Source organism: Desulfocapsa sulfexigens DSM 10523 (assembly GCF_000341395.1).
Lineage (GTDB): Bacteria > Desulfobacterota > Desulfobulbia > Desulfobulbales > Desulfocapsaceae > Desulfocapsa > Desulfocapsa sulfexigens.
Genome location: NC_020304.1, coordinates 2496336 through 2522215, shown reverse-complemented (window position 1 = coordinate 2522215; position 25880 = coordinate 2496336). Strand labels below are relative to the sequence as shown.

The following is a 25880-nucleotide window of genomic DNA, read 5'->3' as shown; positions in this document are numbered from 1 at the left end:
ACGGTTTTAAATGAATCCAACAGAACAAAGCCGCATCGACGGCAGACAAATTTCGTGGGAATCAGCGAACAAGCCCGCCGATCAACCTCTAATCACAATCATCACTTCAACTTTTAATGCTGCAAAAGACCTACACTGGACGGGAGACTCAATCCGCAAACAAACGTATCCTTATATTCAGTGGATCATTGCTGACGGCGCCTCCGCCGATGATACTCTTTCAGTGGTTAAGCAATACGAAGATATTATTGACCTGTGGTTCAGTGAACCGGACCAGGGGATTTATGATGCTTGGAACAAAGCGCTGCGACATGCAAAAGGGGAATGGATACAATTCATAGGCGCTGGGGATGAGTTGGCTGATCCTGACACTCTTGAAAAAATGGCATCAGTCCTTGCGAAGGCGCATCCTTTTCATGACTTAGTATATGGAAATTTACTTCTGGTGTCTGAAATAAAAAGACAAGTGATAGATATAATTGATAAGCCGTGGTGTGAATTGAAAAATGAATGGACTTTACTCCGCCCTCAATTGCCACCGCATCCAGCAACATTTCACCATAAGTCACTTTTTGTAGCTAATGAGCCTTTCGACATTCGTTTAAGAATTTCTGGAGATAGTTACTTGATGATGGAATCAATATTAAATAAGGAACCTGAGTATTTCGATCTTTTAATTGATCGAATGCCTATAGGCGGTGTTTCTGGAAAGCTCACATCAGGTCTTGGTATTTTACTTGAAAACAGACAGATCTCAAAAGAATTGGGCTATCAAATTCCATTGTGTCATCAGTTTTATGAATTTCCTATTTCGTTATTAAAGCTTTTGGTAGTGACAATTTTTTCAAAAAAAATTGGCCTTGAAATCGCAGATATGTTTCGTCTTGCCTGTGGTGAAAAAAAAAGATGGAGTGTGAAATAGGAAGCTAACCTTAGCAGACATGATTTTGTGGAACCGAAAATTAGTATTATTATCTCTTCGATTAACGCTGAAAAATATATTTTCAATATGTCTCTCATCAGTAATGGATCAAACTCTTAAGAATATAGAAATAATTGTTATCAATGATGGCTCTACAGAGGCAAGCCGTTAAGATGAATCCCCCAAACGTAAGTCTAATAATTCCAGCATATAATGTAGAAACATATATCAGTGAATGTTTAGAGTCTGTTGTGAATCAAACACTAGAGAATATTGAAATTATAATAGTAGATGATGGGTCAACAGATAACACACTTCAAGTTAGTGAAAAATATCAATCTATTGACTCTAGAATAAAAATAATCAAGCAAGCCAACTCCGGAACCAGTTGTGCGCGTAATATTGGGGTTAAACAATCTACCGGCGAGTATGTTTTGTTCATAGACAGCGATGATTGGATTGCCAACAATACCTGCGAAATTCTTTACAAAAAAGCTAAAAAACACAACCTTGATGTATTAGTATATGAATATTATCTAGCGATTGGAGATAGACGTATAAAACGAAACAGTTATCTTCACGAAAACATAATAACTGGTAAAATATTTCTCACTGAATCCCTAAATTACAATTCGTTCTGCCTATCTGCATGCAACAAATTTATTACTCGTGATTTGGCAATAAAAATTCCGTTCCGAGAAAATCATGTCCACGAGGATATCGAGTTTTCCTACTTAATCATGTTGGATGCAAAACGCGTTGCAATGTGCAATGAGTATTTATACTATTATAGACGTTTCAGAACTGGATCAAATACCAGTGAATTAAAGATGAAGAACATTTTTGATTTATTCAAAATATACAATTTCATCGAGACATCAATATGTAAAAGTAGTTTTTCTGATGTACTGAAAAGCAATGGCTACAATATTGCAAAATTTGAAAAATTAAATATGGAATCAGTATACAAATTAATAGACAAATCAAACAAAAACGATGGGACAAAACAAATCATCCATTTCCTTAAAAGTAACAACGAATTCAGAAGACTAGGTTGGTTCTACGTCCTAAACGGAAAATCAATAAAACATAAATTATCCTTTACACTTTTTTGGTTACAACCCAAAATATTTATGTCCCTCGGAAAACTATCCTACCCAGTCTTAAGATTGTTGAAGTTAGCGGTATAAGATGATGTCTATTGATGCAAATATCAAAACAATCCTCACTTATGGCACTTTTGATTTTCTCCATGTTGGCCATATCCGTCTTTTAAAACGTGCTAAAGCATTGGGAGACTTTTTAATCGTTGGTCTTTCGGCTGATGATTTCAATCTACTCAAACACAAGTCATCTTTTTTACCTTTTGATCAGCGAAAAGAAATCCTTGAAGCAATTTGTTATGTTGATCTGGTTATTCCAGAAAAAAGCTGGGATCAGAAAATCAAAGATGTATTGCACTATAAAGTTGATATCTTTGTAATGGGTGATGACTGGAAGGGAGAATTTGATTTTTTAAAAGAGTATTGTGAAGTCATCTATCTCCCCCGCACAAAAGACATCTCAAGTTCTTCTTTAAAAGGTCAATTACGTAATGGCGGATAAGCAATCTAAGATCACTGAGTCCCAGGCAGATGCAGCGATGTCTTTAAAAACATGGTGGGCGCTCCCTTTTATACAACCAGTTTCGCGTAAATTAGTTGTATATGTGGTTAACCGCACATCATTGACTGCAAACCATATAACATTTTCTGCCATTGCTTTTCGCCTGATAACAATGAGTTGTTTTCTAACAAACAGTTACCCAGGGCTAATTATCGGTGCATTAAGTTATTATCTTGCCTATGTGGGTGATTGTGCTGATGGGACTGTAGCCAGGATCAACAAACAATCATCAGAATTAGGTCGCTACCTTGATCACATGTCCGACCTGGTAGGAGACATCCTCATCCTGCTCTGCCTGGCTTGGTCACAAGGGATGCTGTCCTCTCTTTGGATTTGGGCAATGCTGTTTATGCATGTCGCAGAATGCTACATAAGCTATCTGATGGGATTTGCGGTAAAGCAACATAAAGAAACCTTAGGTACTTTCCCTTTCTTTCGATGGTACAACCGATACCGTCAATGGTGGTTTCAACGTAATATCAAGTCCTTTCTCTCTTTCCCCGATTACACGGCCCTGATTTTCGTATTTTTCCCCCTATTTGGAATGCCAGGGCTAGGGTTGCAAGTTGGTTTTTATATGCTCATGATGGTGGTATCGTATACAATTTTTTCCACTTTTGTATCTCTCCACACAGATATGAAACCATTTCCCTAAAGATAAGGGCTACCAATACTTTGATGAACACACTAGAAGCATTCAGGACCTCAAGTTCACCCCGTATCTGCCCAGGATGCGGCGATACCACCGATTCTGTTTTTTACCGTCTTCTCCATAACAATGGAGAATCGTTCATCTACCGTTGCCAAAGCTGCACCCTCGAATTTCTTCGCCCCCTTGTTCTATTAGACGTTGAGGAACGTAAAATGGAATCTGTAGACGGTGCTGTAGAATTGTTTGAGAGTAACCTATTACGTACCCTCCACAAACGCTTAATAATAAACCCTGAAATTGCCAAAGCAAGACAGCTCCTCGGGAAAAAGGATTTCAGGATGTTGGATATTGGCTGTGGTACCGGGCTAATCTCACAAATTTGGGCAGAATCTGGAGCAATTGTTACAGGACTCGAGCCATCACCAAAAAGAGCAGCAATTGCTCGGCAAAGAGGACTCGACGTTTTGTCATGTTATGCTGAGGAATTGAAGCCAGATCAAAAATTTGACTTAATTGTCATCCGTCATGTTGTCGAACACTTTGAACATCCGCAGAAAATATTACGTGAGCTGATTCCACAATTAACAAACAACGGACTACTCCTGATAGTTGTGCCAAATATTTATTGTATCGGCAGAAAGATATTCGGAACAAACTGGACATGGGTTCTTCCCTGGCATTGCAGTTTTTTCAACCCAAAGGCGCTTCGCATACTGCTAATATCCTGTGGGTATAACGTATCAAAACTGTACCAAACGCCATCACCTCTCTGGTACCCTCAAAGCTTTACTCGAAGGTTCCCTCGTATTGGTAGAGCCTTGAGCACGACCCCACTCTCAATGCTATTTTTCGCACCACTCATTGCCCTAGGCTATTTGACAGGTCGTAGTGATAATATCACTGTGTTTGCCAGGCCTCAAAAAAAATCATAATCGTCAATCCTTCCCTGATGAACACTCTCTTTCTAAAAGGTATTGACCAACAATTTGGCTCACTCTTAATTCGTCTTTTACCCCGGTTCAAAAATACCCGACGAGAATTTCCTGCTGCACCCAGTTTTTTATTCATCCGTCCTGGTGGTATTGGAGATGCAATCCTTCTTATTCCAGCAATTCAAGCCATCAAATCTGCTTTCCCTGACTGCCATATTGAGATATTGGCTGAAACCCGAAATGGAGCAGTTTTCACCTTGTGTTCAGCCGTAGAAAAAGTCTACAGGCATGATCATTTCATGGAACTCTTCTCCTGTTTAACAAAACGCTATGACTGTATCATCGACACCGAGCAGCACCACCGTCTTTCTGCGGTCGTCTCACGTGTTATCCGCAGTGATGTCAAAATCGGTTTTTCTGGAAACGAGCGTGTCAAAATGTTTTCAGATTGTGTTGACTACTCACACGACACTTACGAGGCAGATAGTTTTCTCAATCTGCTGGCACCACTCGGTATTACACCACCAGAAAAAATATCCAAACCATTCCTGCAACTACCTGAGTCCGCAAAACAAACAGTCCAAAGACTGCTTACACCTTTGCAGTCAGAAACATACATCTGCATATTTCCTGGAGCAAGCATCCAGGAAAGACAATGGGGGGAGGACAATTTTTTTCGCCTTACCCAACTTTTCAATCAAAAAGGATTTCAGGTAGTAGTTATTGGCGGAAAGGAAGACATCGATACTGGCAATGAGATAGTCAAAGGAAACAAAGGGACAAATTTAGCAGGAAAAACAACATTTGCAGAGTCTTTTGCTATCATCCAAAACTCCCACTTACTGATTAGTGGGGATTCCGGAATGCTGCATGCTGGTGTTGCCCTTAACAAAGCAACCGTCTCTTTATTCGGTTCTGGTATTGCTGCCAAATGGGCACCACATGGAGATAAACATATTATCATTAATAAACAGCTTTCATGCTCACCATGCACCAGATTTGGCTACACCCCAAAATGTCCAAACAATGCCGCATGTATGCAACAAATCACCGTGCAGGAGGTCTTTGCTGCTGCCATGAGCCTCATAAACAAAAGAACAGAATGAGAGATCTTGCTTCAGAGCACAGGTGTCCGCATTTTTCCTTTTAATTATTCCACAAAAAAATGATAGGAGAAAATCACACTATCAAGGTATAATTTGTACCAGTATGGCAAGAATGAAATGAATAGTGATACAAAGAAAAACTACAACATGTCCTCTGATTCACTGATTCAAACAAACATCAAATGAACCAACTGAAAACAATACGCTGGCAACAACGGTTCCAGAATTTGGAGAAGGCATTTCGCCAGCTCCAAAGAGGACTGGACATTGAACATCCCAGCGATATCGAGCGACAGGGTATTATCCAGAGTTTTGAGTTCACCTTTGAACTTTCCTGGAAGACATTAAAAGACTATCTCGAAGCCCAGGGTGTTATCTGTCAATTTCCAAGAGAAATCATAAAGAAAGCTTTTCATCATCAGATAATTGACGAAGGAGAGTGCTGGTTGGATATGCTGGGAAAAAGAAACTTACTGGCGCATACCTATGACGAAACCCTCGCCATGGAATCATATAGACTAATCAAACAGGACTTTGCACCAGAAATCACAAAACTGGTTAAATGGTTCCAGGAATGTAATGAGCAGGAAGAGAATTGACCTACCGCCGCAAACAGTGTCACAACTGATTTCCATATTTTCCAGCTACCCTGAAATCGAAAGAGTTGTGGTTTTCGGTTCCAGAGCATTAGGTAACGCAAAATCTGGATCCGATATTGACTGTGCATTCAGTGGGGAAAAAGTAACACCGCAGCTTGTGAGCCGCATCCGAGACTACCTCGAAGAGGAAACCTTACTTCCCTACTTTTTCGATTGTATCCACCTGGAGTCAACTCAAAATGAAAACCTGCTCGAACATATTAAAACACATGGAATAACTCTTTACGCGTCGAATACAGAAACCCCGTGAAAAAGTGTATTGGAAAACGTATTAAGGTTACTTGAGTGGCTACAGATCTGTAACGGTTAGATGTGGCTCAGTTTGTTTGAACAGTGAAGTTACCCCCAGTCATGGACAATGGTTCATATCATATCATTCAGGACACAAACTGTGGTGAGACAGCTAGTAACATCCACTCAGGTTATGCTTTGGAAATCATATCGCCAAGCTCATCTGCCATAGCCTGAATGGTTTCCCTTTTTTCCCCTTCAATCATTACCCGGATAACTGGCTCTGTACCCGATGCTCGCACCAGTATCCGTCCGCTCTTACCTAGTTTTTTCTCCATCTTCTTCACAGTTTCTTGAAAATCTATGAAATTTGCGAGATCAATTGGCTTAGATGTCCTCACGTTATTCAAAACCTGGGGATAGGATTCCATCACACGCGCAAGCTCTGACATTGGTTTGTTGCGTTTCTGCATAATAGCAAGAAGACAAAGAGCAGCCAGATTCCCATCTCCCGTTGTAATATGGTCAAGGAAGACCAGATGGCCCGATTGTTCACCGCCAAAGGAATATCCTTTTTGGCGCATCTCTTCTACAACGTAGCGGTCGCCGACCTGGGTACGAACCATTTTTCCGCCCATTTTTTTCATGGCAACTTCGAGTCCCAGATTAGACATAACCGTTGTCACAAGTGTTTTTTTCCGCAGCTTCCGCTTCTTCATGAGATCTTTGGCGCAAATCGCCATGATATGATCGCCGTCAACCACCTTGCCTTTTTCATCACAGACAATCAACCGATCGCCATCACCATCCAGTGCCAGACCAATATCAGCACCAGTCTCCTTGACCTTCGCTGCCATCAGTTCCGGATGCAATGCTCCGCACAGGTGATTGATGTTTTTACCGTCGGGATTTACCCCAAGAGTTGTCACCTTGGCTCCAAGTTCTTCAAATACGTGAGGAGCAACGCCATAGGTTGCCCCATTGGCGCAATCAAGGACAATGTGCATGCCATCAAGCTTCTGCTTTTTAGGGAAAATATTTTTCAGGAACACAATATATCGTCCCTTGGCATCATCGATGCGTTTTGCCCGGCCAACTTCTTCCGCAACCGGTCGCAGTGCTGCCATCTTTTGAGAAAAAATAAGATCTTCAATATCGGCCTCAAGTGCGTCGGGCAATTTAAACCCATCGTGTGAAAATATCTTAATACCATTATCCTGAAACGGATTATGAGATGCCGAAATTACGACACCGGCGTCTGCCCGCATAGAAGTTGTAATAAAGGCAATGCCTGGTGTTGGCAGAGGGCCGACGAGCAGCACATCAACTCCCATGGAACAGATTCCGGCAGCCAGGGCATTCTCTATCATATAACCTGACTGTCTGGTATCTTTACCAATTACAATACGGTGACGACCATTACGGTTTTTAACAATAAAAGCTATGGCACGACCAACCTGCATGGCTATTTCAGTGGTCATGGGGTAGATATTTGCTACTCCGCGAATACCGTCAGTTCCAAATAATTTTCTCATGATTTATTTTGTTTGAATTACTTGATTGTGAGCACAAAGATATACTCTACAGTCACTCTTGTGTGGCGGGCCCCTCAGGGACAACAACCTCTTCAATCAAAGTCACAACCTGAGGCTCAATACGAATCACCCGAATGGGATTATCAGTAAACTTGTTAGTGGGAATTGCCTTCACGTGCATCTGGCCATCATTTTTTTCATCCACTGCAGTAATGGTAAATAATGACTGAAGATCCACCTTTTCCCGGATCAAAGTTTTGGGAAGTGCAACGGTGATGGACACAGTAGCTGGAGTAACTCTTTGAGGTGCGCCATCTTTTTCCACTTCAACGGTCAGATTTGAAATCTTCTTCTGCACTGTTTCAACTGCAATATCAAGATCGGCTGTGATTGTGGTGGCACCAATCAAATCTACAATCACCGGGTCAAGTTCAAGGGGAATCTGAATTTGAGTCGATTTCCGCAACCCGCTAATATCAATTGGCTTTGTACGCAACACGTCAAATTGTGACAATACAGTTTGAGGGCCAGTAATGGAAATCGAGTCTGGTTCCATACGAATCTCTTTTAATATAAAATCCGTTGCAAGCATGCCAACGGTGACAGGATTCACTGAAAACTGTTTCTGGATCATTTTATCCAGTGAAAGAATCACGCTCTTGGGCTGAATACGGAGAACCTTTACCCCACGGGGAACACTGATAACATCATTAGTGTTTTCAAGTACCATGGTACCTGGCGTTGCCTGGGAAAGGTCAATATGACGGGAAATCCCACGGTTTCCAATGTCCATAACCAGACTACGAGGGCCACTGACAGAGACTTCAATCTCTTTCTTATACTGATTGGAGATAACCAGATCACGAGGCAGATTAATAACCTCGACGGGCACCATAACATTCTTATTTACAATGTCCTCTCCGCCCACAAAATACCAGAGCACAATGGCAAGTCCAAGAGAAACAAGGCGAAGCACCCAATCCTTGGGAGAGAGCTGCATCCAATGACGAAAATTAAAAACATTCATGTGCGCCCCACCCATTGCTTCCAGCCGTTAGTCAGAGTTTCTTTTGGAAGAAAAATATTTCGCAGGGTATTGGTGAGAGTCATCTCATCGTGCATGGCAGTAAGAGCGCCATGCTGAACAAGTGATACTTCCTGGGTCTCCTCAGACACAACGATAATAACCGCATCTGTCTCCTCGGAGAGTCCAATTGCTGCACGATGGCGGGTTCCAAAACGTTTGCTGATATATGGATTTTGAGAGAGTGGCATAATACATCCCGCTGTCTGCACCCTCCCCTTATAAATAATCACACCGCCATCATGAAGAGGAGAAACCGGCATAAAAATTGAAATCAGCAATTCTTTGCTCAGAACTGCGTTTAATTTAAAGCCAGAATCAACAAACTCACGTAGTCCTGTTTCTCTTTCAATGACAATCAGAGCACCTATACGCCGCTTTGACAAATAATAACAGGCACGAATAATCTCATCGAGATCCTTTTCGGCCATATCAAGATTTTTCTGGAAAGGGGATTTTCCTACCTGAGTCAGAGCCCGGCGAATATCCTGTTGAAAAACAATTACAATAATAAGCAGGAGAGAACCGAGAAATGTTTTCAGCAGCCATTGGAGAGTAACAAGATCAAGAATGGAGGCCATAAAATAGACCATACCCACCACGATTAACCCCAGCACCATCTGAACAGAACGCGTACCACGGATAATGGCTATAAGCTGATAGATAATAAAAGCTACTACCAGAATATCCAGGACATCTTGCCACCGTAAAATATTGAAACTTGCAAGCATTAGTGTTCGGTCACGTCATCAGAAGGGGATTAAGAAAAAACTTTTCTTTATACTACTTGAATTTAACAACTTTTTCCAAACAAAATTCATCTTCCTTTTTTTTTAGCAGTTATTGACTGTTTTTTTTCATTCAACAGCAGGGGTACCGTCCACACGATTGACGATTCCTGAAGCATCCGGTAGTAATCACAGGATTGTGATAGAGGAATAAAATAATCCTGCAACAAATCTCCATTTTTTTAATTTTTTTGTTTTCGATGTCAGGTATACTGGTCGCAGATGAGACAGCGTGACTTATCGCACACCCTTACATTCAAATACAACAACCATTACATATGCAAGTTAAAGCACCTTCTAATACAGTTTATTCCCATGTCTGATCATTACGGCTCCATAGCAATCAATTCTGACATCCCATCCCCAAAACCTCAGAAACCGCAGAAACATCGAAAACCTGGCAAGCCCGCCAAGAAGCCGACAACACCACGAAAATCATTTTTTCTTCCCATTCTGGTGTTTTTTTTCATTGCCACATACTTCCTGACTGCAATTTATATTGTCCCTCTGGCAATAAAGAAATACATTCCCCGCTATATACAAAAGCAATTGGGCCTCACCCTGACCATTGGGAGTGCCCGGCTCAATCCACTCAATTTCCAGCTTACGCTAAAACAGCTCACCGCAGACCTCGATAAAAATGCAACAACGGACCCGCTACTCAGCGCCCAGTCACTCTTTATCGATCTTGACCTGACTTCCCTGGTTCGCAACTCATTCACCTGTGACAAACTGACAATTGAAAAACTGCAACTGAACCTCATTCGATATAAAGATACCCACTATAACATTCCAGCTCTTTCACGTGTTTCAAAGAATCAGGAACAGGGCGATATTATACATTTCGCAACATTGCCATTTCTCTTCTCACTCAACAATATTGATATCAACAACAGTCGTATTCTGTTTGAAGATCAAGTCACTGAAAAAAAACATGCTGTTGAAGATCTGCAACTTGCCATTCCGACACTTTCCAATTTCGATTTCCAGTCAAACAATTATATCCAGCCTCATTTTTCTGCAGTCATCAATGGTAGCCCGATCCAGTTGACAGGTGAGGCTGTTCAACTTCCTGACAATCAGGGATTCCAGACAAAACTTTCCTGTAATATAAAGTCTCTCGACCTGGTTCCCTATTTTTCATATCTTCCGTCAACTGTCCCTCTTTCCATAAAAAAAGGATGGGCAGACACCACTTTAGAAATAAGTTTCGCCCCTGATAAGCGACAGGGAGATCGCCTCAGCATTGATATCAAGATGGATGCGATGGATATTGAGATGCAGGGAAACGATGATACTTTTCAGCTCATTGTGCCTGCCATGAAGTTGGATGCGATGCTAACACCCGTCGGAAAAGAATTTCACATCAGAGATATAATAACCAAAAATATTGAACTCTCAGGCAATGGGGGGCAACTCCAGGCAGTCCTGCAGCAGATTTTCTTTCCAAGCCATCCCCAGGGAACACTTCCTCCAACCATCATTATTGACAGATTCCTGACCGACCAGAGTAAGCTCACCCTGATTGACGAGACGATCAAGGGAAAACCAAGCACTTCAGAGTGGAGTGATCTGCAGCTTACCATCAAAAATTTTGATTCTACCAATGCGACGGGAATCTTCCACGTCAGTGGAAATCATGCCCCGAACAAAGCCGACTTTTCGTGGCAGGGAAAGTATCAGAGTAGCGAGACAATAAAGGGAAAACTCCTCCTCAATAATTTTCCCGCGGGTATCCTTTTCCGGCAACTGCTCCCGGAATCAAAGGACATGATTCATGGGACAGCTACACTTTCTGGTGATCTCAGCATTTCCCCCAGAGAGAACAATTCAACTGGCCATACCCTTGACGATGCCATATTGCAACTCCATGACCTGAAGTTTCTCCACGGCAAAGACACCTGGCTAAAAGCAGATTCCATTCGCTTTACCCGTCTCAGCAAAACAGCAGACCAGTACAACCTTGGTAATATTTTTCTTAAAGATGCGTCACTGACTGTTACCGACAATACGCTTCCTCCCCTGTTAAATCAGCTTTTCACAGCTAAAAACCATCCACTCATACAGGGTATTGATTTTGAGGGAGAGGTCACCATAAAAAACAGCAAAACCCAAAAGAAACCTCTCCTCATTTCTGAAATCCGCTTCCAGACAAACAGACTTGAGCAAACTTCCACCACAGAAAATTTTGCTTTTTCGGGACAACTGCCGCAAAAAGGTATCGTGAAAGCAAAGGGTGTCTTTAATCTTGCCCCCATACAGATTGAGGCAAATCTCGCATTCTCTAATATTGACTCACAGAGTTTCTCTCCTTTTTTTGTCAGTTGGCCACTTTTATTTCATAGCAAAACCACACTTCACGGAAAAGGTACCTACAGTTATCCCGACGCCTCCTTCCAGGGGGACATCAGGCTAACTGACTCGCTCCTCCAGGTAGCCCCTAAAACACCGCTCCTTACCTGGAAATCAGCAGAATTAAACGACATCAGTTGTCGCCTCACACCTTTCTCACTCCGGGCGGAATCCATGCTGCTCAATTCTCCACAGCTTCAATGGCAGCGAAGTGCTCAATCAGCCTTTCAGGATCTCCAAAAAGGAATACGGCTTGTAGCAGAGAAGAGTGCAGAAGAAAAAACAGTCTTTCCTCTTGAGATACGGAATTTTAATTTAAAAGATGCTTCCATAAGCATAACAGACAGCCGCCTGTCCCCTTCATGGTCGACAACAGTCAATGCACTGGAAGGAACCATAAGGAATCTCAACACCACTAAAAACGGCCTTGCCATCTTTAGCCTGACCGGAAAGCTGGAAGAGTCTCCACTCGACCTGTCTGGTGCTCTGGCTCTGTTTGACGATTCACTTGAGGCTCGTGCAGGAATGAAATTCTCTGACTTACCACTTAAAATATTTCACAAACAACTGGAGTCATCCACGATCAGTCCAGAGCATGCAAGCCTGTCCCTGGAGCTGAATATGATTGAAAAAGATTCACTTTTCAGCAGTAAAAATAAAATCATTGTTACAAACCTTCAACCTGCTTCCCTCAATTCCGACACGGCGCTGGCGCTCGCCTTTCTGAAGGACACTGATAACTCCTTTCCGTTGGATATAGCCATTACGGACAGCAGTCGCTCACTCCTCAAAGAAGCTCTGACTACCTTTCAAACAACTGTCATCAAAGCATCTTACACCCCACTCCTGCTTGACCGCCGCTTTAAAGATCTGCAGGATCAGAACACTGTCTCCTTTCAGCCAGGCTCAAACCAAATTGACAGTAAAGGTAAAAAGATTCTTGGCCGATACGCCGAACTTTTACATGAACATCCCGGACTCGGCCTTACAATAACAGGACTGGCCGACAACAAAACAGACCGGCAAGTATTACAGGCATTACAGGAAGAAATAGAACAGCAACGAGTTGACAGTATCAACAGTCAGGCTCTTGCCGAATACCAGAAGAAGCAACAAGCCGCAATACTGGCTGCACCGCCGGGAAACACCGTAAAAGAAGAGAATATCCCTAAAAAAGATCTTGCCGGATATAAACCGATTCAGGCCAAGCCCGTTTCCATCAGTGATGAAACCCTGCTCGGCCTGGCCAGGGAACGTAGTCTCATCGTGTACGATTTCTGTGTCCACAGCCTGAATATTTCTCCCCGGCGCGTAACCATAATGAACAAACCGGAAATCACCGATGCCAGCGCTACAAATGGTTCCCGTATCGGTATCACAACAGTTCGCAGTACTCCCTAATAATTATGCTAAAACCGCCATATACCCGTTACGACCAGCTCTATGTCTACAATTTTGACCGCATTGATTTAGGCATTATTGATGATCCAGACCTTATCGGTACCTGGATTGAAGATGACACCGCAATCCTCTTTTTTCATAAGGAAAAAAAGGAACTTGTCGAAGCTATCTGCAGGCGGAGTGGCGCAGAAATCATCTATGACGCCAATCTGGACTATCAGGATTGGGAGGCGGGACTGGATATCACCACCTTCTCTGTACCGCCTCTCGTTGTTGCTCCACTATGGGAAGTCGACCAGCTGAACGACAACGAGGAAGAAATCACCATTCAGCTCGACCCAAGTGTTATATTTGGCTCCGGGTTTCACCCTACCACCAGACTGTGTCTGCAGACGATCAGTGATATGCTCTGCTCCACCCCCAGGCAAATCAATACCATGGTGGATTTTGGCACAGGAACAGGATTACTTTCCCTCGGTGCTGCCAAGCTTGGGGTCGATACAATACGATCCTATGACAACAACCCCTTTGCATGTACCGTGGCCGAAAAAAATGTAGGCTTAAACAACTGTGACACACAGATCACGGTTATGGAGGCAGACCTTCGTGGTGTGCTTCCCGATACCAGCGTTGACCTGGTGGTGGCAAACCTCTACAAAGGGCTGCTGCTCAGTTTTTTTGAGAATCCGGATTTCTGGAATGCACGCTACTATATTATCTCGGGATTTATTCCCTCCATGGAAGAGGAACTCCTCGCTGCCCTCCCCATGGATAAACTCAAGCTTCTTGAAAGAAGAAAATCCGATACCTGGCGACTCTGGGTACTTGCCAATACAATGGTCTGATCCTCCGTCAACGACTCTCAGCGTAATGCAACTCTTTATTGACACATACGGCCACCTACTCAGCCTGCTTGGCCTTCTTTCAACTGCGACATTCTTCCTGAGCCTGCTTATCATTCCCTGGATCATCGGTATGCTCGACAAGGATTTTTTTATCCACCTCCACGAACACAAAAAAAAGGAGGATGAACATCCTGTGATATTCATCCTCCTTCGTACCCTGCGCTACTTTTTAGGATTCATCCTTTTTCTTTCCGGGATCCTGATGCTCTTTCTCCCAGGCCAGGGAATCCTTACCATTATCCTTGGCATCTCTCTGCTGGACTTTCCTGGAAAACGGGCGCTGACAGATCGTCTGCTCTCCTATCGTCCAGTGCAGAAAGGACTCAACTGGATCAGAAAAAAAGAGAACAAACCGGAGTTTTCCTTTGTTTCTCTAAGGTAAATCCAACTCCACAAGAAGACGCACAACATTCTTAACATCGGTTTCGTCGGGATGGCCAACTGCAGCTGGAGCGTCAGCCAACCATGGCGGCTGGGGATCTTTCTTGCTGGCCATTTCCAGAACCTTTTCAGGAACCTGACCGGGACAGGAAAAGGTGGCAATCACATGGCCCTTGGCAGCGATGGATTTCGCAGCATTCATTGCATTCTCGGCATGTGGCGACCCGGCAGCTGCACCATGAGTAGCAAAAAGATACAGATCCTGTCCCTCTGCAATTTTCGCCAGAAACGCCTGGGAATCAGGGTCAGGCTGACCACCCTGCAGCCAGAAACCGACCGCAACAAAGTCGTATCCGGCAGGATCTGGAGCGTCTGCAACTGCAAAAATTTCTTTTTCTCCGCTGAGATGGTTGTAAACCGCCTCGGCCAGTTTTTTGGTATTACCACTTTTTGACGAGTAGACGACTAGACTTTTCATGGAAAATCCTCCTTTTTTTTTACATACTCTTAAAAACGCTTCTTCTATTTTCCTATTTCAATTAACTGTAAGAAACTGTATCCAGTTGCGCAAGCATATTGTGCCATTGTTTAAAACTTTTGACTAAAACAGATTATTCATGTCCACCCCCAACACTCTTCAACAGGCACTCCTCGACTGGTTTGACAAGAACCAGAGAGATCTTCCGTGGAGAAGCAGCTATACCCCCTACCAGATATGGATATCAGAAATTATGCTCCAACAGACTCAGATGGATCGAGTTACTGTTTTTTTTTCTCGCTGGATGAATACATTTCCAGATATAGCAACACTGGCAATGGCCTCTGAAGATCAGATTTTGAAGTGCTGGGAGGGACTGGGCTATTATTCAAGAGCACGAAACATCTTGAAAACTGCACAGATCCTTGTCGAGAGACACGAGGGAAGGATTCCAAGCAGCCGAAAGGAGCTGCTGAAATTGCCCGGCATCGGTCCCTATACGGCAGGCGCCATAGCTTCCATCAGCTTCAACCGTGACGTACCAGTGGTTGATGCCAATATCGAACGGATTTTTGCACGGCTCTTTAATATAGATCTGATTTCAGGAAGCCCGGAAGCAAAAAGAATCCACTGGCAGAAGGCAGAAACACTGCTCCCCCCCAAACAGGCGAGAAACTTTAATCAGGGCCTGATGGAACTAGGAGCGCTTATCTGCCGCCCCAAAAAACCGGATTGCTCCCTGTGCCCCCTGGCACCATACTGTCTGGCCCTCAAACACGATCTTATCCCTGAACGGCCTATACCCAAAAAAAGTACAAAGATTCTCCCTATTGAGATGGCTACGGGTGTCCTTCTTCACAATGGGCAACTCTTTATTCAGCAGCGCCTCGAGGATGATGTGTGGGGATCGCTCTGGGAATTCCCCGGTGGGCGGTTAAAACTGGGAGAAACCCCAGAGCAGACGGTCGTCCGGGAGTTTTTTGAGGAAACGGAGTTTAAGATAGAGATTGACTCAAAGATCACCACCACCATCCATCATTTCACCCGCTATAAAGTCACTCTGCACTGTTTCCTTGTGACGCTTGCTCAACAGGATAGCGATCCAGTTCTCCACGCCGCGCAGGAATTCAAATGGATCCCGTTTACTGCTCTTGCAAGCCACGCCTTTCCGGCGGGCCATCGAAAGCTTATCAATCATATGGAAGAATCAGGTTTTTTTCTCAACCAGTCTCCCTGCAAACCAGATTAAAACCAGTACCGGCACCCCAAGGACTGCTGTCATCAGAAAAAATGTTTCATAGCCATAACTTGAAACGGCAGTGCCCGAGTAACCACCTATCAATTTAGGAAATAATGTCATCAGTGATGAGAACAGAGCATATTGAACAGCGGTAAAAGAGATATTGGTAAGACTGGAGAGAAAGGCCACAAAGGCTGTTGACGCCAGTCCCGCACAGAGATTATCAGCACCAATCACCACAGTGAGAACAGTTATATTCTCCCCGCTTTGCGCAAGGAGCATAAAGAGCAGATTGGTTGCTGCAGCCAGAACTCCACCAACAAAGAGCATACGGTATACGCCATAACGAATAGTAAGTACCCCGCCAAGAAATCCACCAGCAAGTGTCATCAAAAGGCCAAAAGTCTTTGTGACTGTAGCTATCACGTTCTTACTAAAGCCCATGTCCAGATAAAACACATTGGAAACCACCCCAAGGACAATATCTGAAATCCTGTAAAACCCGACCAAAAGGAGAAGGACAACTGCTGTTTTCACTCCATAACGGAGGAAAAAGTCCTGAACCGGTGCAACATAACTCTCCTGCACCATGTCCCTATCAGCAAGCCCTGCTTTAACAGCCAGAAGAGCCCCAAAGGCCGCCACTCCAAGCGCAAGAAAGAGGCGTACTGTTTCCACCATAAAGCCTATGAGTTTTCCATGTATGCCAGCGCTTGCAACCAGTTGTTCTTTCAGCGAGGCAACAAAGGAAGCACTGAGAAAAAAACATGCTGCAAAAAGAGCAGCAGCAAGCAGAAAAAGACAGAGGAATCTGATATACTGAATGACTGTATAGCGATAGGGGGTTTTGCCAGAACCCTGAGGTTCGTCTATAACACAGGTCGTAGCTACCCCAACCAGCATAACAGCAGCCATGACAAGGTAGGTTCCACGCCAGGCGCTCACATTGTACAACTCACGCGACGTCCCCAGCCAGGAAGCGATATAAAGAGACCCCGCACCTGCCACAAGCATGCCGATCCGGTACCCGGCAACATAGGTGGATGCCAGCATGGCCTGCATGGACTCATCGACACTTTCAATACGATAGGCATCAATAACAATATCCTGAGTCGCAGAAGAAAAGCCGAGAAAAACAGCAGCCAGGGCCATATATACAAGACTGGTATCACTGCGGGTGGGATCGGTAAGGCCCATCCAGACGATAGCTGTAATCACCGAAAATTGAGAAAATAACATCCAGGAACGACGACGGCCGAACATTTTTGTCAATAGTGGCAGGGGGAGTTTGTCGACAAGAGGTGCCCATATAAATTTAAAGGAATAGCCGAGTGCCGCCCAACTGAAAAACGTTACCGCAGAACGACTGACTCCGGCTTCACGCAGCCATACCGAAAGGGTTGAAAAAATAAGAAGTATTGGAACTCCAGCCGAAAACCCGAGAAAAAGCATGGTAAGAACTCTTGGATGTACCCACACCCTCAGCATATCAATTTTACTGCCACTGCTGCTATTTTTTTCAGCCATTCTTCTCTTTTCCCCGCAATTGATTTATGGTATCAATGAACTTATACTTTTTTTTATTCTCTCATACTGGTGAACACCAAGTAAGCCAGTACTCAGTACAGTACCCCTTGAGGGGTGAAAGCACCTTCACCAAATTCTTTTCAAAAAACAAGAAAAGAATACATAAGGTACTTAAAGAAAACAGGTTTCCAACCACTTGATAAAACCGGAACCACCGCGACTATGCCAGTTAAGATATACAATACACTTACCAGAAAAAAAGAACTCCTAAAACCCATCGAACCTGGGCATATAAAACTCTATGTCTGTGGAATTACATCCTACGATTACTGCCATATTGGACATGCGCGATCGGCACTCGCCTTCGACATGATAGTCCGCTACCTCAGGTATCGTGGCAACAAAGTCACATACATCAGGAATTTCACTGACATTGATGACAAAATCATTGCACGCGCAGAGGAACAGGGAACCACAACAGAAGAGCTCGCTAATCGTTTTATTGATGAATTCTACGTTGACATGGACAGACTTGGCGTGGACAGGCCAACAATGGAACCAAAGGCCACCGAGCACATCCAGGAAATGATTGACCTGGTAAGTGAACTCATCGATAAGGGCATGGCCTACCCCGCCGGGGGAGATGTCTACTATAAAGTGCATTCTTTTGATGGATACGGCAAACTTTCAGGGCGGAACCTTGACGATATGCAGGCAGGTGCCCGCGTTTCCGTCAATGAAAACAAAACAGATCCCATGGATTTTGTAATGTGGAAGGCATCCAAACCGGGAGAACCCAGCTGGGATAGCCCGTGGGGCCCTGGAAGACCTGGCTGGCATATCGAATGCTCCGCCATGAGTCGCAAATATCTTGGTTCCACCTTTGATATCCATGGCGGTGGTCAAGATCTGATCTTCCCACATCATGAGAACGAACTGGCCCAGAGTGAAGGTGCCAATAATAAACCCTTTGTCAATATGTGGATCCATCATGGCTTTGTCACCATCCGTGATGAAAAGATGTCGAAATCTCTTGGAAATTTCCTTACCATCAGAGATATTCTTGCCCATTACCACCCTGAGGTGCTGAGATTTTTTATCTTTTCCACCCAGTATCGCAACCCGCTCGATTTTTCCGAGGCAGCCATGCAGGATGCCATGACGGGTCTCGATCGTCTTTATGAGTGTATTGCCGCCTGCGATGCTCTTGGAACGGCTCATTCTGACAGTGCTGAAATCGTTGCAACACCAAAAGACATAAAAAAGATAGAGTCACTGGAAGAACGATTCCAGAAGGCCATGGACAATGACTTTAATACTGCCCAGGCCCAGGCAAGCCTTTTTGAAACAGTAAAGGTCATCAATAAGATTATCCAGCAGCTTCCTGATGTACCCGCGACCTCTGATTACAATCTACTGAAAAGTGGTTCTGCAGACATCGTAAAGCTTGCCGCTATCATGGGAATAGTTCAGGAAAATGCAGCCGAATATCTTGCCCACAAGAAGGCTGCCATGCTTGCAGAAACTGACATCAGCGAAGCCGAGATTCTTGCACTTATAGCAGAACGCAACCAGGCTCGAACAGACAAAAACTGGACCCGAAGCGATGAAATCCGCGATGAACTTCTCGACCGTGGAATAGAGCTCAAAGACGGACCGGAAGGAACCGGCTGGAGCGTAAAACGGAGCTGACATGGCATCCATCATTCGTTCACCGGCTGTTGCCGGCAGATTTTACCCTGGAGATGCAGAGTCTCTGCGACTCGCCATTAGGGAATTAGCAGGCAACCATCCTCTACCTGCAACAAAACAAAAAGTTCTGGCCGCCCTATCTCCTCATGCCGGATACGTATACTCTGGAGGGGTTGCAGCTGAAACACTTGGCAGGGTAGAAGTTCCGGAAACGGTAATCCTTCTTGGCCCCAACCATACCGGAAAAGGCGCCCCCGTAGCCCTCTCCACTGCCACCTGGAATATGCCCATGGGCAGTGTCCCCGTTAACCGTCACTTTGCGCAGGATTTACTTGAAGCAACAGATATTATTGAGGAAGATGAACTCGCACACACCTATGAACATTCACTGGAAGTGCAGATTCCTTTTCTTCAGATGGTACAACCGAATCTCTCCATTGTCCCCATCACTATCTCACACGTCTCCTATCAGATTCTGAATGAACTTGGCCTGGCCCTGGCAGAAGTCATCAAACAAAATGATAGCGGAAATATCCTGATTGTTGCCTCTACCGACATGACCCATTACGAACCACGGGAAGCAGCTGACAAAAAGGATCATTATGTGCTGAAGAAGATAGCAGATATGGATCCGAATATACTCTACCGTTCTGTCATCGGACACAACATTTCAATGTGCGGAATCATGCCGGTCACCGTTGCCCTGATAGCAGCCTTAGAACTTGGGGCCACGAAAACCGAACTTGTCCGCTACACAGATTCTGGTGAAATCTCCGGTGACACCAAACAGGTCGTTGGCTATGCCGGAGTCCTCATATCTTAAGGGTCTTTTTCCTTGACAGAACTACCAAAACTGTCTAAATAATCTCCCTCAACAGCACCCATTCTGGGGGATGGTCTAACGGCAAGACAGCGGACTCTGACTCCGCTTATCGGGGTTCGAATCCCTGTCCCCCAGCCATTGAAAATTCAAGCACATAGAGCGTTTTTGCCCTATGTGCTTTTTTCATTTGCCCCCCCCTATCCCACTCCTGTCCCACGTTTTTTATTTCTAATGGCAATAAACAAAGCCCATGTATTGACGTCACCTGCAGTGGGGGATTAAGCAGGGATTAAGGGACAGACCACGATTCCGGCGTGAATGGCCAAGGGAAATTTCTGGAATTCCACATAACTCTAAACAATCACACTCCTCCTGTTTACCTAAATTTTTATGTTTCCAGTCGGTTGAGTTTCAGTCACTCTTTTGAAATCGAGATGTATAAAAAACATCTAAACCTGCCTATATTGCACGACAGTTACCCTTGCCACCGCACATCTTTACAAAAAATTCATTTGAATTATCAAACAAATAGCACATTTATTCATTGAATAAGTATGGATCGTCTGTTTTAATGGATGGTGGTTTATTTGAAGGAAGAGGAGCGGAAATTATATTAACTTAAGGTATTTCTGCCTAGGCCATTCTTGCCCACTGGACATCTCCCATAATATCTATAAAAAAACAGTCCGGTTATGTTTGTGGGAAAAATGACGCAAACCGTCTGTTTTTCCACTTTTTGGCCCTAATATGGCAATAGCTGGAAAATAGAGATTTCAAGGTAATAAGTGGACACTATTTTCCATGCAGAATGTTTTAATATCAAGATAAGAGGAAAATGTAGCCAGATATAAGGTAATATGATGGACATTGTCCATGTATTAACACTGTTATGTATATGAACACCAAATGAACACCAAGAAACCAATCGCCCTTTTCACAATCCTCTTAGCAATTGCCAGTTATGTCCCGCAAATTAAGGCCGCAGAGGGTTATATTGGTGCATCTAAGTTGCATGTCATAGGTGACTATTGGGAGTTCAAAAATAAAGAAAACATCATCATCATTACAAAAGACGTAGTTGCCACATCAACCAATATGAAAATTGAGTGCCAAAAGCTGGTTATTTTGCACGAAAATATTTCTAATTCAGGCGACGAAAAAATGGCTGAGAAGGTAAAAAAACTCATCGCCACAAATGATGTTAAAATTCAAATTAATAACGGCCATTCAACATCATCAGGAAAAGCGGAGTACGACAAAGAGGATGATAAAATCATATTAACAGAGCACCCCATAGCTTATTTAGGCGAACATGAAGTAACCGGCTGTAAAATCACTTATTATATTGAAAATGCATCGTATGAAGTTGAGAGCTGTCCAGACCAAAAAGCAACTGGTACAATTACGCCAAAATAGAAAATACATAACAATTCGCTCAAGCACGACGCGCAAACTTGCGCTTTGCTAAATCGGCTTCGGCCATCTCAATACAACTCGAACCTACTCTAACCTCGGCTAGGCGCGCGTCTTAGCTTTGCGTTATGTTTGTAAGGATGAAATAATGGAAGAAAAAGTTATTAAGTCTTTGATCCCCAAAATTTATGATGATGTAGTGCACGGTGCCGCAAAAGAATTTGGCAACACTTTGACTGAAGCAATCAAAGTAACCTTACGTCCTGTCTCCGGCCTTATATCAACAGTAGATAAAACATTTGACTGGGTTGAATCCGCAATTGAGCAAAAGTTCAAAAATGAGAGAAAAGACCCTTCAACTATCGTTAGCCCAGAACCAGAGATGGCAATCAGGGTAATCCAAGGACTACAGTCAACCATAAATGCAGAAGACCCGCTGCCAAGAACTATGTTTGTAAACTTACTTGCAGGGAATATGGATCAAGAAAAAATTGATACTACCCACCCAGCTTTTGCAGAAGTTCTAAAAAATTTGGTATCCGACGAATGCCGAATTTTCTCTGTTATTGCTTCGTCGCCATACAATATTATAGAAGCACATATATTTGCTAGCCTTTATATGAAAGTAGAAAGTGGTTTTCAGTTTTCTAAAGACAGTTTCCCTTTACAAGTTAAGGCTGGCATAAAAAATAATTCCAGAATGTGGTTATACATCAGCAACCTAGAAAGACTCGGTCTTGTCAAAACTAAAAAGGAATCATTATTCCCTCACGAAGACTGCGGTTCAAAATATTCTTATGGAGTTATGGGTAAACTTTGGAGTGAATTTGAAAAATATAAAAAAGAAAAAAGAAAAGATGAGCGTTGTCCTCAAACACTAGATTCATCTTACTTTTGGTCAGTTAAATTAACAACCTTCGGTAATGATTTCGCTGTTGCAACAGGTGCAAATTGGGCATATAGCGGTGAAAGTAATAAATTCAACATTCAAAAATGGGCAATAAATTAAAGTTTCGCACAGATAAACACTGCTGTAAATATCATATGTGCATGAAATAACATAACAAATCAATCAACCCGACTTGCGAGCACGCGCGTTCTCTTGAGTTAGCTTCAATAATTTTAGCCGTTTGAACTTGGTAGCCAACTGGTTGGCAAGCCGGTTATCTCTGGCGTTCGGCTGGCGGAGATAGGTAAGCCTTGCATAAAATTAACCCTTGATAAATAAATACAGATAGTTTACAAAATGGTCCCCCCTGTGGTACCATAATGAGAGATGACCTGATGAGTCGTATAGAAAAGCTATTAGGAGATGCGATTGCCAACCCAAAGAATGTTAGCTTTAAAAATCTTTTGAAGTTAGCAGGGAAAGCTGGCTTTGAGAGAAGAAAAAGTTCTGGTCATGGATTCATGTATAAACACTCAACCATCAAAGCACCCAATAATTTGATGAACTTTCAACATGATGAACGAGATAAAAGCAAAGCTAAACCCTACCAAGTAAAACAGTTACTTAGTTTCATAGAAGAATTTCAGATAAAATTATAATAAAGGGATCATAATGCACAAATATTCTATAAGTACCTTGTGGAGCGAAGAGGATGAGTGCTTTGTGGCGACTTCAATGGAATTTCCATTTTTGTCGGGGTTTGGCGAAACACAAGAAAAAGCAACTGCACAATTAAATTTGGTTTTAGCTGATGCAATAGAAATATTAAAAGAAGATGGTGAAGAAATTCCGTTGCCACAAACAGCGAAAAAGTTCAGTGGACAATTTCGACTACGACTACCTGTTTCACTCCATGAACGGTTGTCAAAAATAGCTGAACAAGAAGGAATTTCTCTTAATTCACAAATTGTGTCAATGCTCCAAGAACGCTCCAGCAAAGTTGAAGTGTACAAAAACGTTATTGATGAACTTAAAGCGATCATTGGTCAAACAGCGGGTATGGCTAAAAATGTTGCCATCCTTGCCTCTGAGCATTCTCAATATTTGAATATCACTACCGACATTGAAGGTACTAAAGAAAGTGCAGTCGGTGCATTTTTGTCCGGCAGCTCAAATAACTTCAGCTTACAATAATTAAGAGTATTAAAAGGATGATGATGATATGATCCGACATGTGACGAGTCTCATCTGTAGCAAAGTAATAGCAGATGAAAGAACTAAATTACCAAGTTTTATCGAGGTGTTAAGTGGAGCTTCATTTGGCCTTACAGGTCTGCCATCTAAAATACCACCATTAATACTCACCTCAACATGGTTCTATAATTCTAAAAATAAAAGAAATATTCGTTTCCGTATAGGGATAATTGTTCCCGGAACAGAAAAAAAAGAAATACTACTGGAACAACCAATTGTAATTGGTGGTCCTGTAGGCAGGACAGCAAACATAAACGTTGAAATAGCTAACCTTGTGGCTGAGCATGAAGGTGAATACTTGATAACGGTTGAAACAAAAAGAAATACACGATGGAAGTTAGATAGCGAAATTCCATTTCTAGTTGACTTAATAAAAGAACCTAAGAGCAATGCACCTTCCCCTGGATAATCAAAAATATTTATCATATTTTCATACCTTTAAAAGGCCGGATACTCATGAGAGTGCCTGGCCTTTTTTAGGTTTAGCGACAAGCCAGATGGTGAAAATCGCCGAATCGGGTAAGGGCGAGGTTTTCCCTCGCCCTCCCCACACCACCCCACAAGCGGCTCCGCATAGGGCGGTTCATTAAGGTCATCGGGCCTGAGCCGGATAGTGAATCTTCACCCACTGGTCTTTGACAGATATCAACCCAAGTTCTTTCAGCCATTTGTTGGTCATGCCCGTTTGTGCAGCCAGGGTTCTGGCGAGATGCCATGGGCCTTTACGACTTAATGCTGTCATAATTGCCTGTCTTTTGAAGGTTCCCAGCTTGAGAAGATTGGACACTTTGGTTCGTGTATATCTCCATTGTTTCCAGAAACACATTCGTATCCTGCGACGGAGCCATTCGTCTACTATCGGGATCGGGCGATAATACTCCGAAATGCCGTAATAGTTTATCCAGCCCCGTACATACTCTGCAAGTTTGTGTAGGCGGTATTCCATGGAGACGCCCCAGCTTCTTCCGGTAAAAAGACGAATACGTCTTTTGAACTCACAAAAGGCTTTGTCGCTCCATCTTATTTTGCCTCGCACAAAGACAAACCCGAGAAAACTGCATTCCTCCACTTTACCAAAACTGCTTTTCTTCTCGTTGACGATTAGCCGTAGCTCTCTTTTCAGGAATCTGCTGACACTGGCCATCACCCGTTCTGCTGCTGAAAGACTTTTCACTAAAATGATGAAGTCATCGGCATAACGAACGAAGTGGTGACCACGTTTCTCCAGTTCCTTATCCAGATCGTCAAGAAGAATATTTGCAAGAAGTGGCGAAAGAGGACCGCCCTGCGGTACTCCAAGCGGAGTTGCAAGACGACGGCCATTAACCATTACGCCAGCCCGAAGGTATTTGCCGATAAGCTTGAGTACACGTTTATCTTCTATCCGACGTGATACCCGGTTCATCAGAACATCGTGGTTGACTGTGTCGAAGAATTTCGACAAATCCATATCAACTGCGACTTTGTAGCCCTGTCTGATGTACTGCTTTATCTGCTTCACTCCATCATGGGCTGATCTGCCCGGTCTGAACCCACAACTCGATTCTGAAAAATGAGGCTCGAAAATAGGACTCATAACCTGAGCGATGGCCTGCTGGATAACTCTATCCAGCACAGTTGGAATCCCAAGAGGACGAGTACTGCCATCCGGTTTGGGGATTTCAACTCTCTGAACAGGAGAAGGGGTGTAATTCCCTTCCAGTATGGTTGAGCGTATTTCAGGCCAGCATTCACGAAAAGTGAACGGGAAATCCCCGACTGTTATTTCGTCGATTCCGGGAGCACCTTTATTACTGCGCACCTGTTTCCAGGCCTTACCGACATTCTCTGTCGAAACTATACGTTCCAGTAGTTGATCGTTTGAGAACTGCTCATCCGCGATACGCTTATACACTACTCCCCCGTTCAGGTTCACAGTACGTGTAAGATGTCTTGGCAACATATTTCTCTC

The 25880-nt window shown here is 43.4% G+C and carries 26 protein-coding genes and 1 tRNA gene; 21 read left to right on the top strand and 6 right to left on the bottom strand.

All coding sequences use genetic code 11. From position 1 onward, the window contains the following. Positions 1–10: 10 nt before the first annotated feature. The 9 genes from UWK_RS18580 (at position 11) to UWK_RS11185 (ending at position 6186) form a co-directional block, all read left to right on the top strand. Complete coding sequence (locus UWK_RS18580; protein WP_015404486.1) at positions 11–922, top strand: glycosyltransferase family 2 protein; 912 nt, start codon at positions 11–13, stop codon at positions 920–922. Between the two features lie 19 nt (positions 923–941). Beyond that, positions 942–1094, top strand: a complete 153-nt coding sequence (locus UWK_RS20185; RefSeq protein WP_407637457.1) for a glycosyltransferase family A protein — start codon at positions 942–944, stop codon at positions 1092–1094. Next, positions 1066–2112, top strand: a complete 1047-nt coding sequence (locus UWK_RS18575; RefSeq protein WP_015404485.1) for a glycosyltransferase family 2 protein — start codon at positions 1066–1068, stop codon at positions 2110–2112. Before UWK_RS20185 ends, UWK_RS18575 begins: the two co-directional genes overlap by 29 nt. A 1-nt stretch (position 2113) precedes the next feature. Beyond that, positions 2114–2527, top strand: a complete 414-nt coding sequence (gene tagD / locus UWK_RS11210; RefSeq protein WP_015404484.1) for a glycerol-3-phosphate cytidylyltransferase — start codon at positions 2114–2116, stop codon at positions 2525–2527. Further along, positions 2517–3242, top strand: a complete 726-nt coding sequence (locus tag UWK_RS11205; RefSeq protein WP_015404483.1) for a CDP-alcohol phosphatidyltransferase family protein — start codon at positions 2517–2519, stop codon at positions 3240–3242. The genes tagD and UWK_RS11205 overlap by 11 nt, the downstream gene beginning before the upstream one ends. A 23-nt stretch (positions 3243–3265) precedes the next feature. Then, positions 3266–4171 (top strand): class I SAM-dependent methyltransferase, encoded by a 906-nt coding sequence (locus tag UWK_RS11200; RefSeq protein ID WP_015404482.1) that lies wholly within the window; start codon positions 3266–3268, stop codon positions 4169–4171. A gap of 17 nt (positions 4172–4188) precedes the next feature. Beyond that, positions 4189–5277 (top strand): glycosyltransferase family 9 protein, encoded by a 1089-nt coding sequence (locus UWK_RS11195; protein WP_015404481.1) that lies wholly within the window; start codon positions 4189–4191, stop codon positions 5275–5277. A 182-nt stretch (positions 5278–5459) separates the two neighbouring features. After that, positions 5460–5876 carry a nucleotidyltransferase substrate binding protein gene (locus UWK_RS11190; protein WP_015404480.1) on the top strand — a complete coding sequence of 139 codons (417 nt, stop codon included), beginning with the start codon at positions 5460–5462 and terminating at the stop codon, positions 5874–5876. Next, positions 5857–6186, top strand: a complete 330-nt coding sequence (locus UWK_RS11185) for a nucleotidyltransferase family protein (RefSeq protein ID WP_015404479.1) — start codon at positions 5857–5859, stop codon at positions 6184–6186. The genes UWK_RS11190 and UWK_RS11185 overlap by 20 nt, the downstream gene beginning before the upstream one ends. Before the next feature lie 172 nt (positions 6187–6358). Here the strand turns inward: UWK_RS11185 and glmM are convergent, their stop codons facing one another. From glmM to cdaA, 3 genes are read right to left on the bottom strand one after another with little or no spacing between them, the layout of a single operon-like run. Beyond that, a complete protein-coding gene (gene glmM, locus UWK_RS11180) occupies positions 6359–7702 on the bottom strand; it encodes a phosphoglucosamine mutase (RefSeq protein WP_015404478.1) in 1344 nt (447 codons plus the stop codon). A gap of 52 nt (positions 7703–7754) precedes the next feature. Next, complete coding sequence (locus tag UWK_RS18570; RefSeq protein ID WP_015404477.1) at positions 7755–8729, bottom strand: CdaR family protein; 975 nt, start codon at positions 8727–8729, stop codon at positions 7755–7757. After that, the gene (gene cdaA, locus UWK_RS11170) at positions 8726–9517 is read right to left on the bottom strand and encodes a diadenylate cyclase CdaA (protein WP_015404476.1); all 792 of its coding nucleotides are present in this window, start codon (positions 9515–9517) and stop codon (positions 8726–8728) included. The genes UWK_RS18570 and cdaA overlap by 4 nt, the downstream gene beginning before the upstream one ends. A gap of 372 nt (positions 9518–9889) precedes the next feature. Here cdaA and UWK_RS11165 point away from each other — a divergent pair, with 372 nt between their 5' ends. Genes UWK_RS11165 through UWK_RS11155 form a run of 3 tightly spaced genes read left to right on the top strand, consistent with a single transcriptional unit; the run spans position 9890 to position 14614 of the window. After that, positions 9890–13327 (top strand): DUF748 domain-containing protein, encoded by a 3438-nt coding sequence (locus tag UWK_RS11165; RefSeq protein ID WP_041916402.1) that lies wholly within the window; start codon positions 9890–9892, stop codon positions 13325–13327. Positions 13328–13332: 5 nt separating this feature from the next. Next, positions 13333–14172 (top strand): 50S ribosomal protein L11 methyltransferase, encoded by an 840-nt coding sequence (locus UWK_RS18565; protein WP_015404474.1) that lies wholly within the window; start codon positions 13333–13335, stop codon positions 14170–14172. A 25-nt stretch (positions 14173–14197) separates the two neighbouring features. Continuing rightward, the gene (locus tag UWK_RS11155) at positions 14198–14614 is read left to right on the top strand and encodes a PGPGW domain-containing protein (protein WP_015404473.1); all 417 of its coding nucleotides are present in this window, start codon (positions 14198–14200) and stop codon (positions 14612–14614) included. Here UWK_RS11155 and UWK_RS11150 read toward each other — a convergent pair. Beyond that, a complete protein-coding gene (locus UWK_RS11150) occupies positions 14606–15091 on the bottom strand; it encodes a flavodoxin family protein (RefSeq protein WP_015404472.1) in 486 nt (161 codons plus the stop codon). The genes UWK_RS11155 and UWK_RS11150 overlap by 9 nt on opposite strands. A 139-nt stretch (positions 15092–15230) precedes the next feature. Between UWK_RS11150 and mutY the strand changes: the two genes are divergently transcribed. Then, positions 15231–16340 (top strand): A/G-specific adenine glycosylase, encoded by a 1110-nt coding sequence (gene mutY / locus UWK_RS11145; protein ID WP_015404471.1) that lies wholly within the window; start codon positions 15231–15233, stop codon positions 16338–16340. On the opposite strand, the gene UWK_RS11140 is transcribed toward mutY, so the two are convergent. Continuing rightward, a complete protein-coding gene (locus UWK_RS11140) occupies positions 16299–17858 on the bottom strand; it encodes an AmpG family muropeptide MFS transporter (RefSeq protein ID WP_015404470.1) in 1560 nt (519 codons plus the stop codon). The genes mutY and UWK_RS11140 overlap by 42 nt on opposite strands. 222 nt (positions 17859–18080) lie before the next feature. Between UWK_RS11140 and cysS the strand changes: the two genes are divergently transcribed. The 8 genes from cysS (at position 18081) to UWK_RS11100 (ending at position 24338) form a co-directional block, all read left to right on the top strand. Continuing rightward, entirely contained in the window at positions 18081–19550 is a 1470-nt protein-coding gene (gene cysS, locus UWK_RS11135; protein WP_015404469.1) for a cysteine--tRNA ligase, read from the top strand. 1 nt (position 19551) lies between these two features. Further along, positions 19552–20373 carry an AmmeMemoRadiSam system protein B gene (gene amrB / locus UWK_RS11130; protein WP_015404468.1) on the top strand — a complete coding sequence of 274 codons (822 nt, stop codon included), beginning with the start codon at positions 19552–19554 and terminating at the stop codon, positions 20371–20373. Positions 20374–20437: 64 nt separating this feature from the next. Continuing rightward, positions 20438–20511: transfer RNA gene (locus UWK_RS11125), tRNA-Gln, on the top strand. Positions 20512–21279: 768 nt separating this feature from the next. Continuing rightward, a complete protein-coding gene (locus UWK_RS11120) occupies positions 21280–21789 on the top strand; it encodes an LptA/OstA family protein (RefSeq protein ID WP_015404467.1) in 510 nt (169 codons plus the stop codon). Positions 21790–21934: 145 nt separating this feature from the next. Then, the gene (locus UWK_RS11115) at positions 21935–22795 is read left to right on the top strand and encodes a DUF4393 domain-containing protein (RefSeq protein WP_015404466.1); all 861 of its coding nucleotides are present in this window, start codon (positions 21935–21937) and stop codon (positions 22793–22795) included. Positions 22796–23070: 275 nt separating this feature from the next. Then, complete coding sequence (locus tag UWK_RS11110) at positions 23071–23334, top strand: hypothetical protein (protein WP_015404465.1); 264 nt, start codon at positions 23071–23073, stop codon at positions 23332–23334. A 13-nt stretch (positions 23335–23347) separates the two neighbouring features. Beyond that, the gene (locus UWK_RS18560) at positions 23348–23869 is read left to right on the top strand and encodes a type II toxin-antitoxin system HicB family antitoxin (RefSeq protein WP_015404464.1); all 522 of its coding nucleotides are present in this window, start codon (positions 23348–23350) and stop codon (positions 23867–23869) included. A 28-nt stretch (positions 23870–23897) separates the two neighbouring features. Then, the gene (locus UWK_RS11100) at positions 23898–24338 is read left to right on the top strand and encodes a hypothetical protein (RefSeq protein ID WP_015404463.1); all 441 of its coding nucleotides are present in this window, start codon (positions 23898–23900) and stop codon (positions 24336–24338) included. A gap of 183 nt (positions 24339–24521) precedes the next feature. Here UWK_RS11100 and ltrA read toward each other — a convergent pair whose 3' ends face one another. Then, positions 24522–25871, bottom strand: coding sequence for a group II intron reverse transcriptase/maturase (gene ltrA / locus UWK_RS11090; protein WP_015404462.1), 1350 nt, complete (start codon positions 25869–25871; stop codon positions 24522–24524). Positions 25872–25880 lie beyond the last annotated feature (9 nt).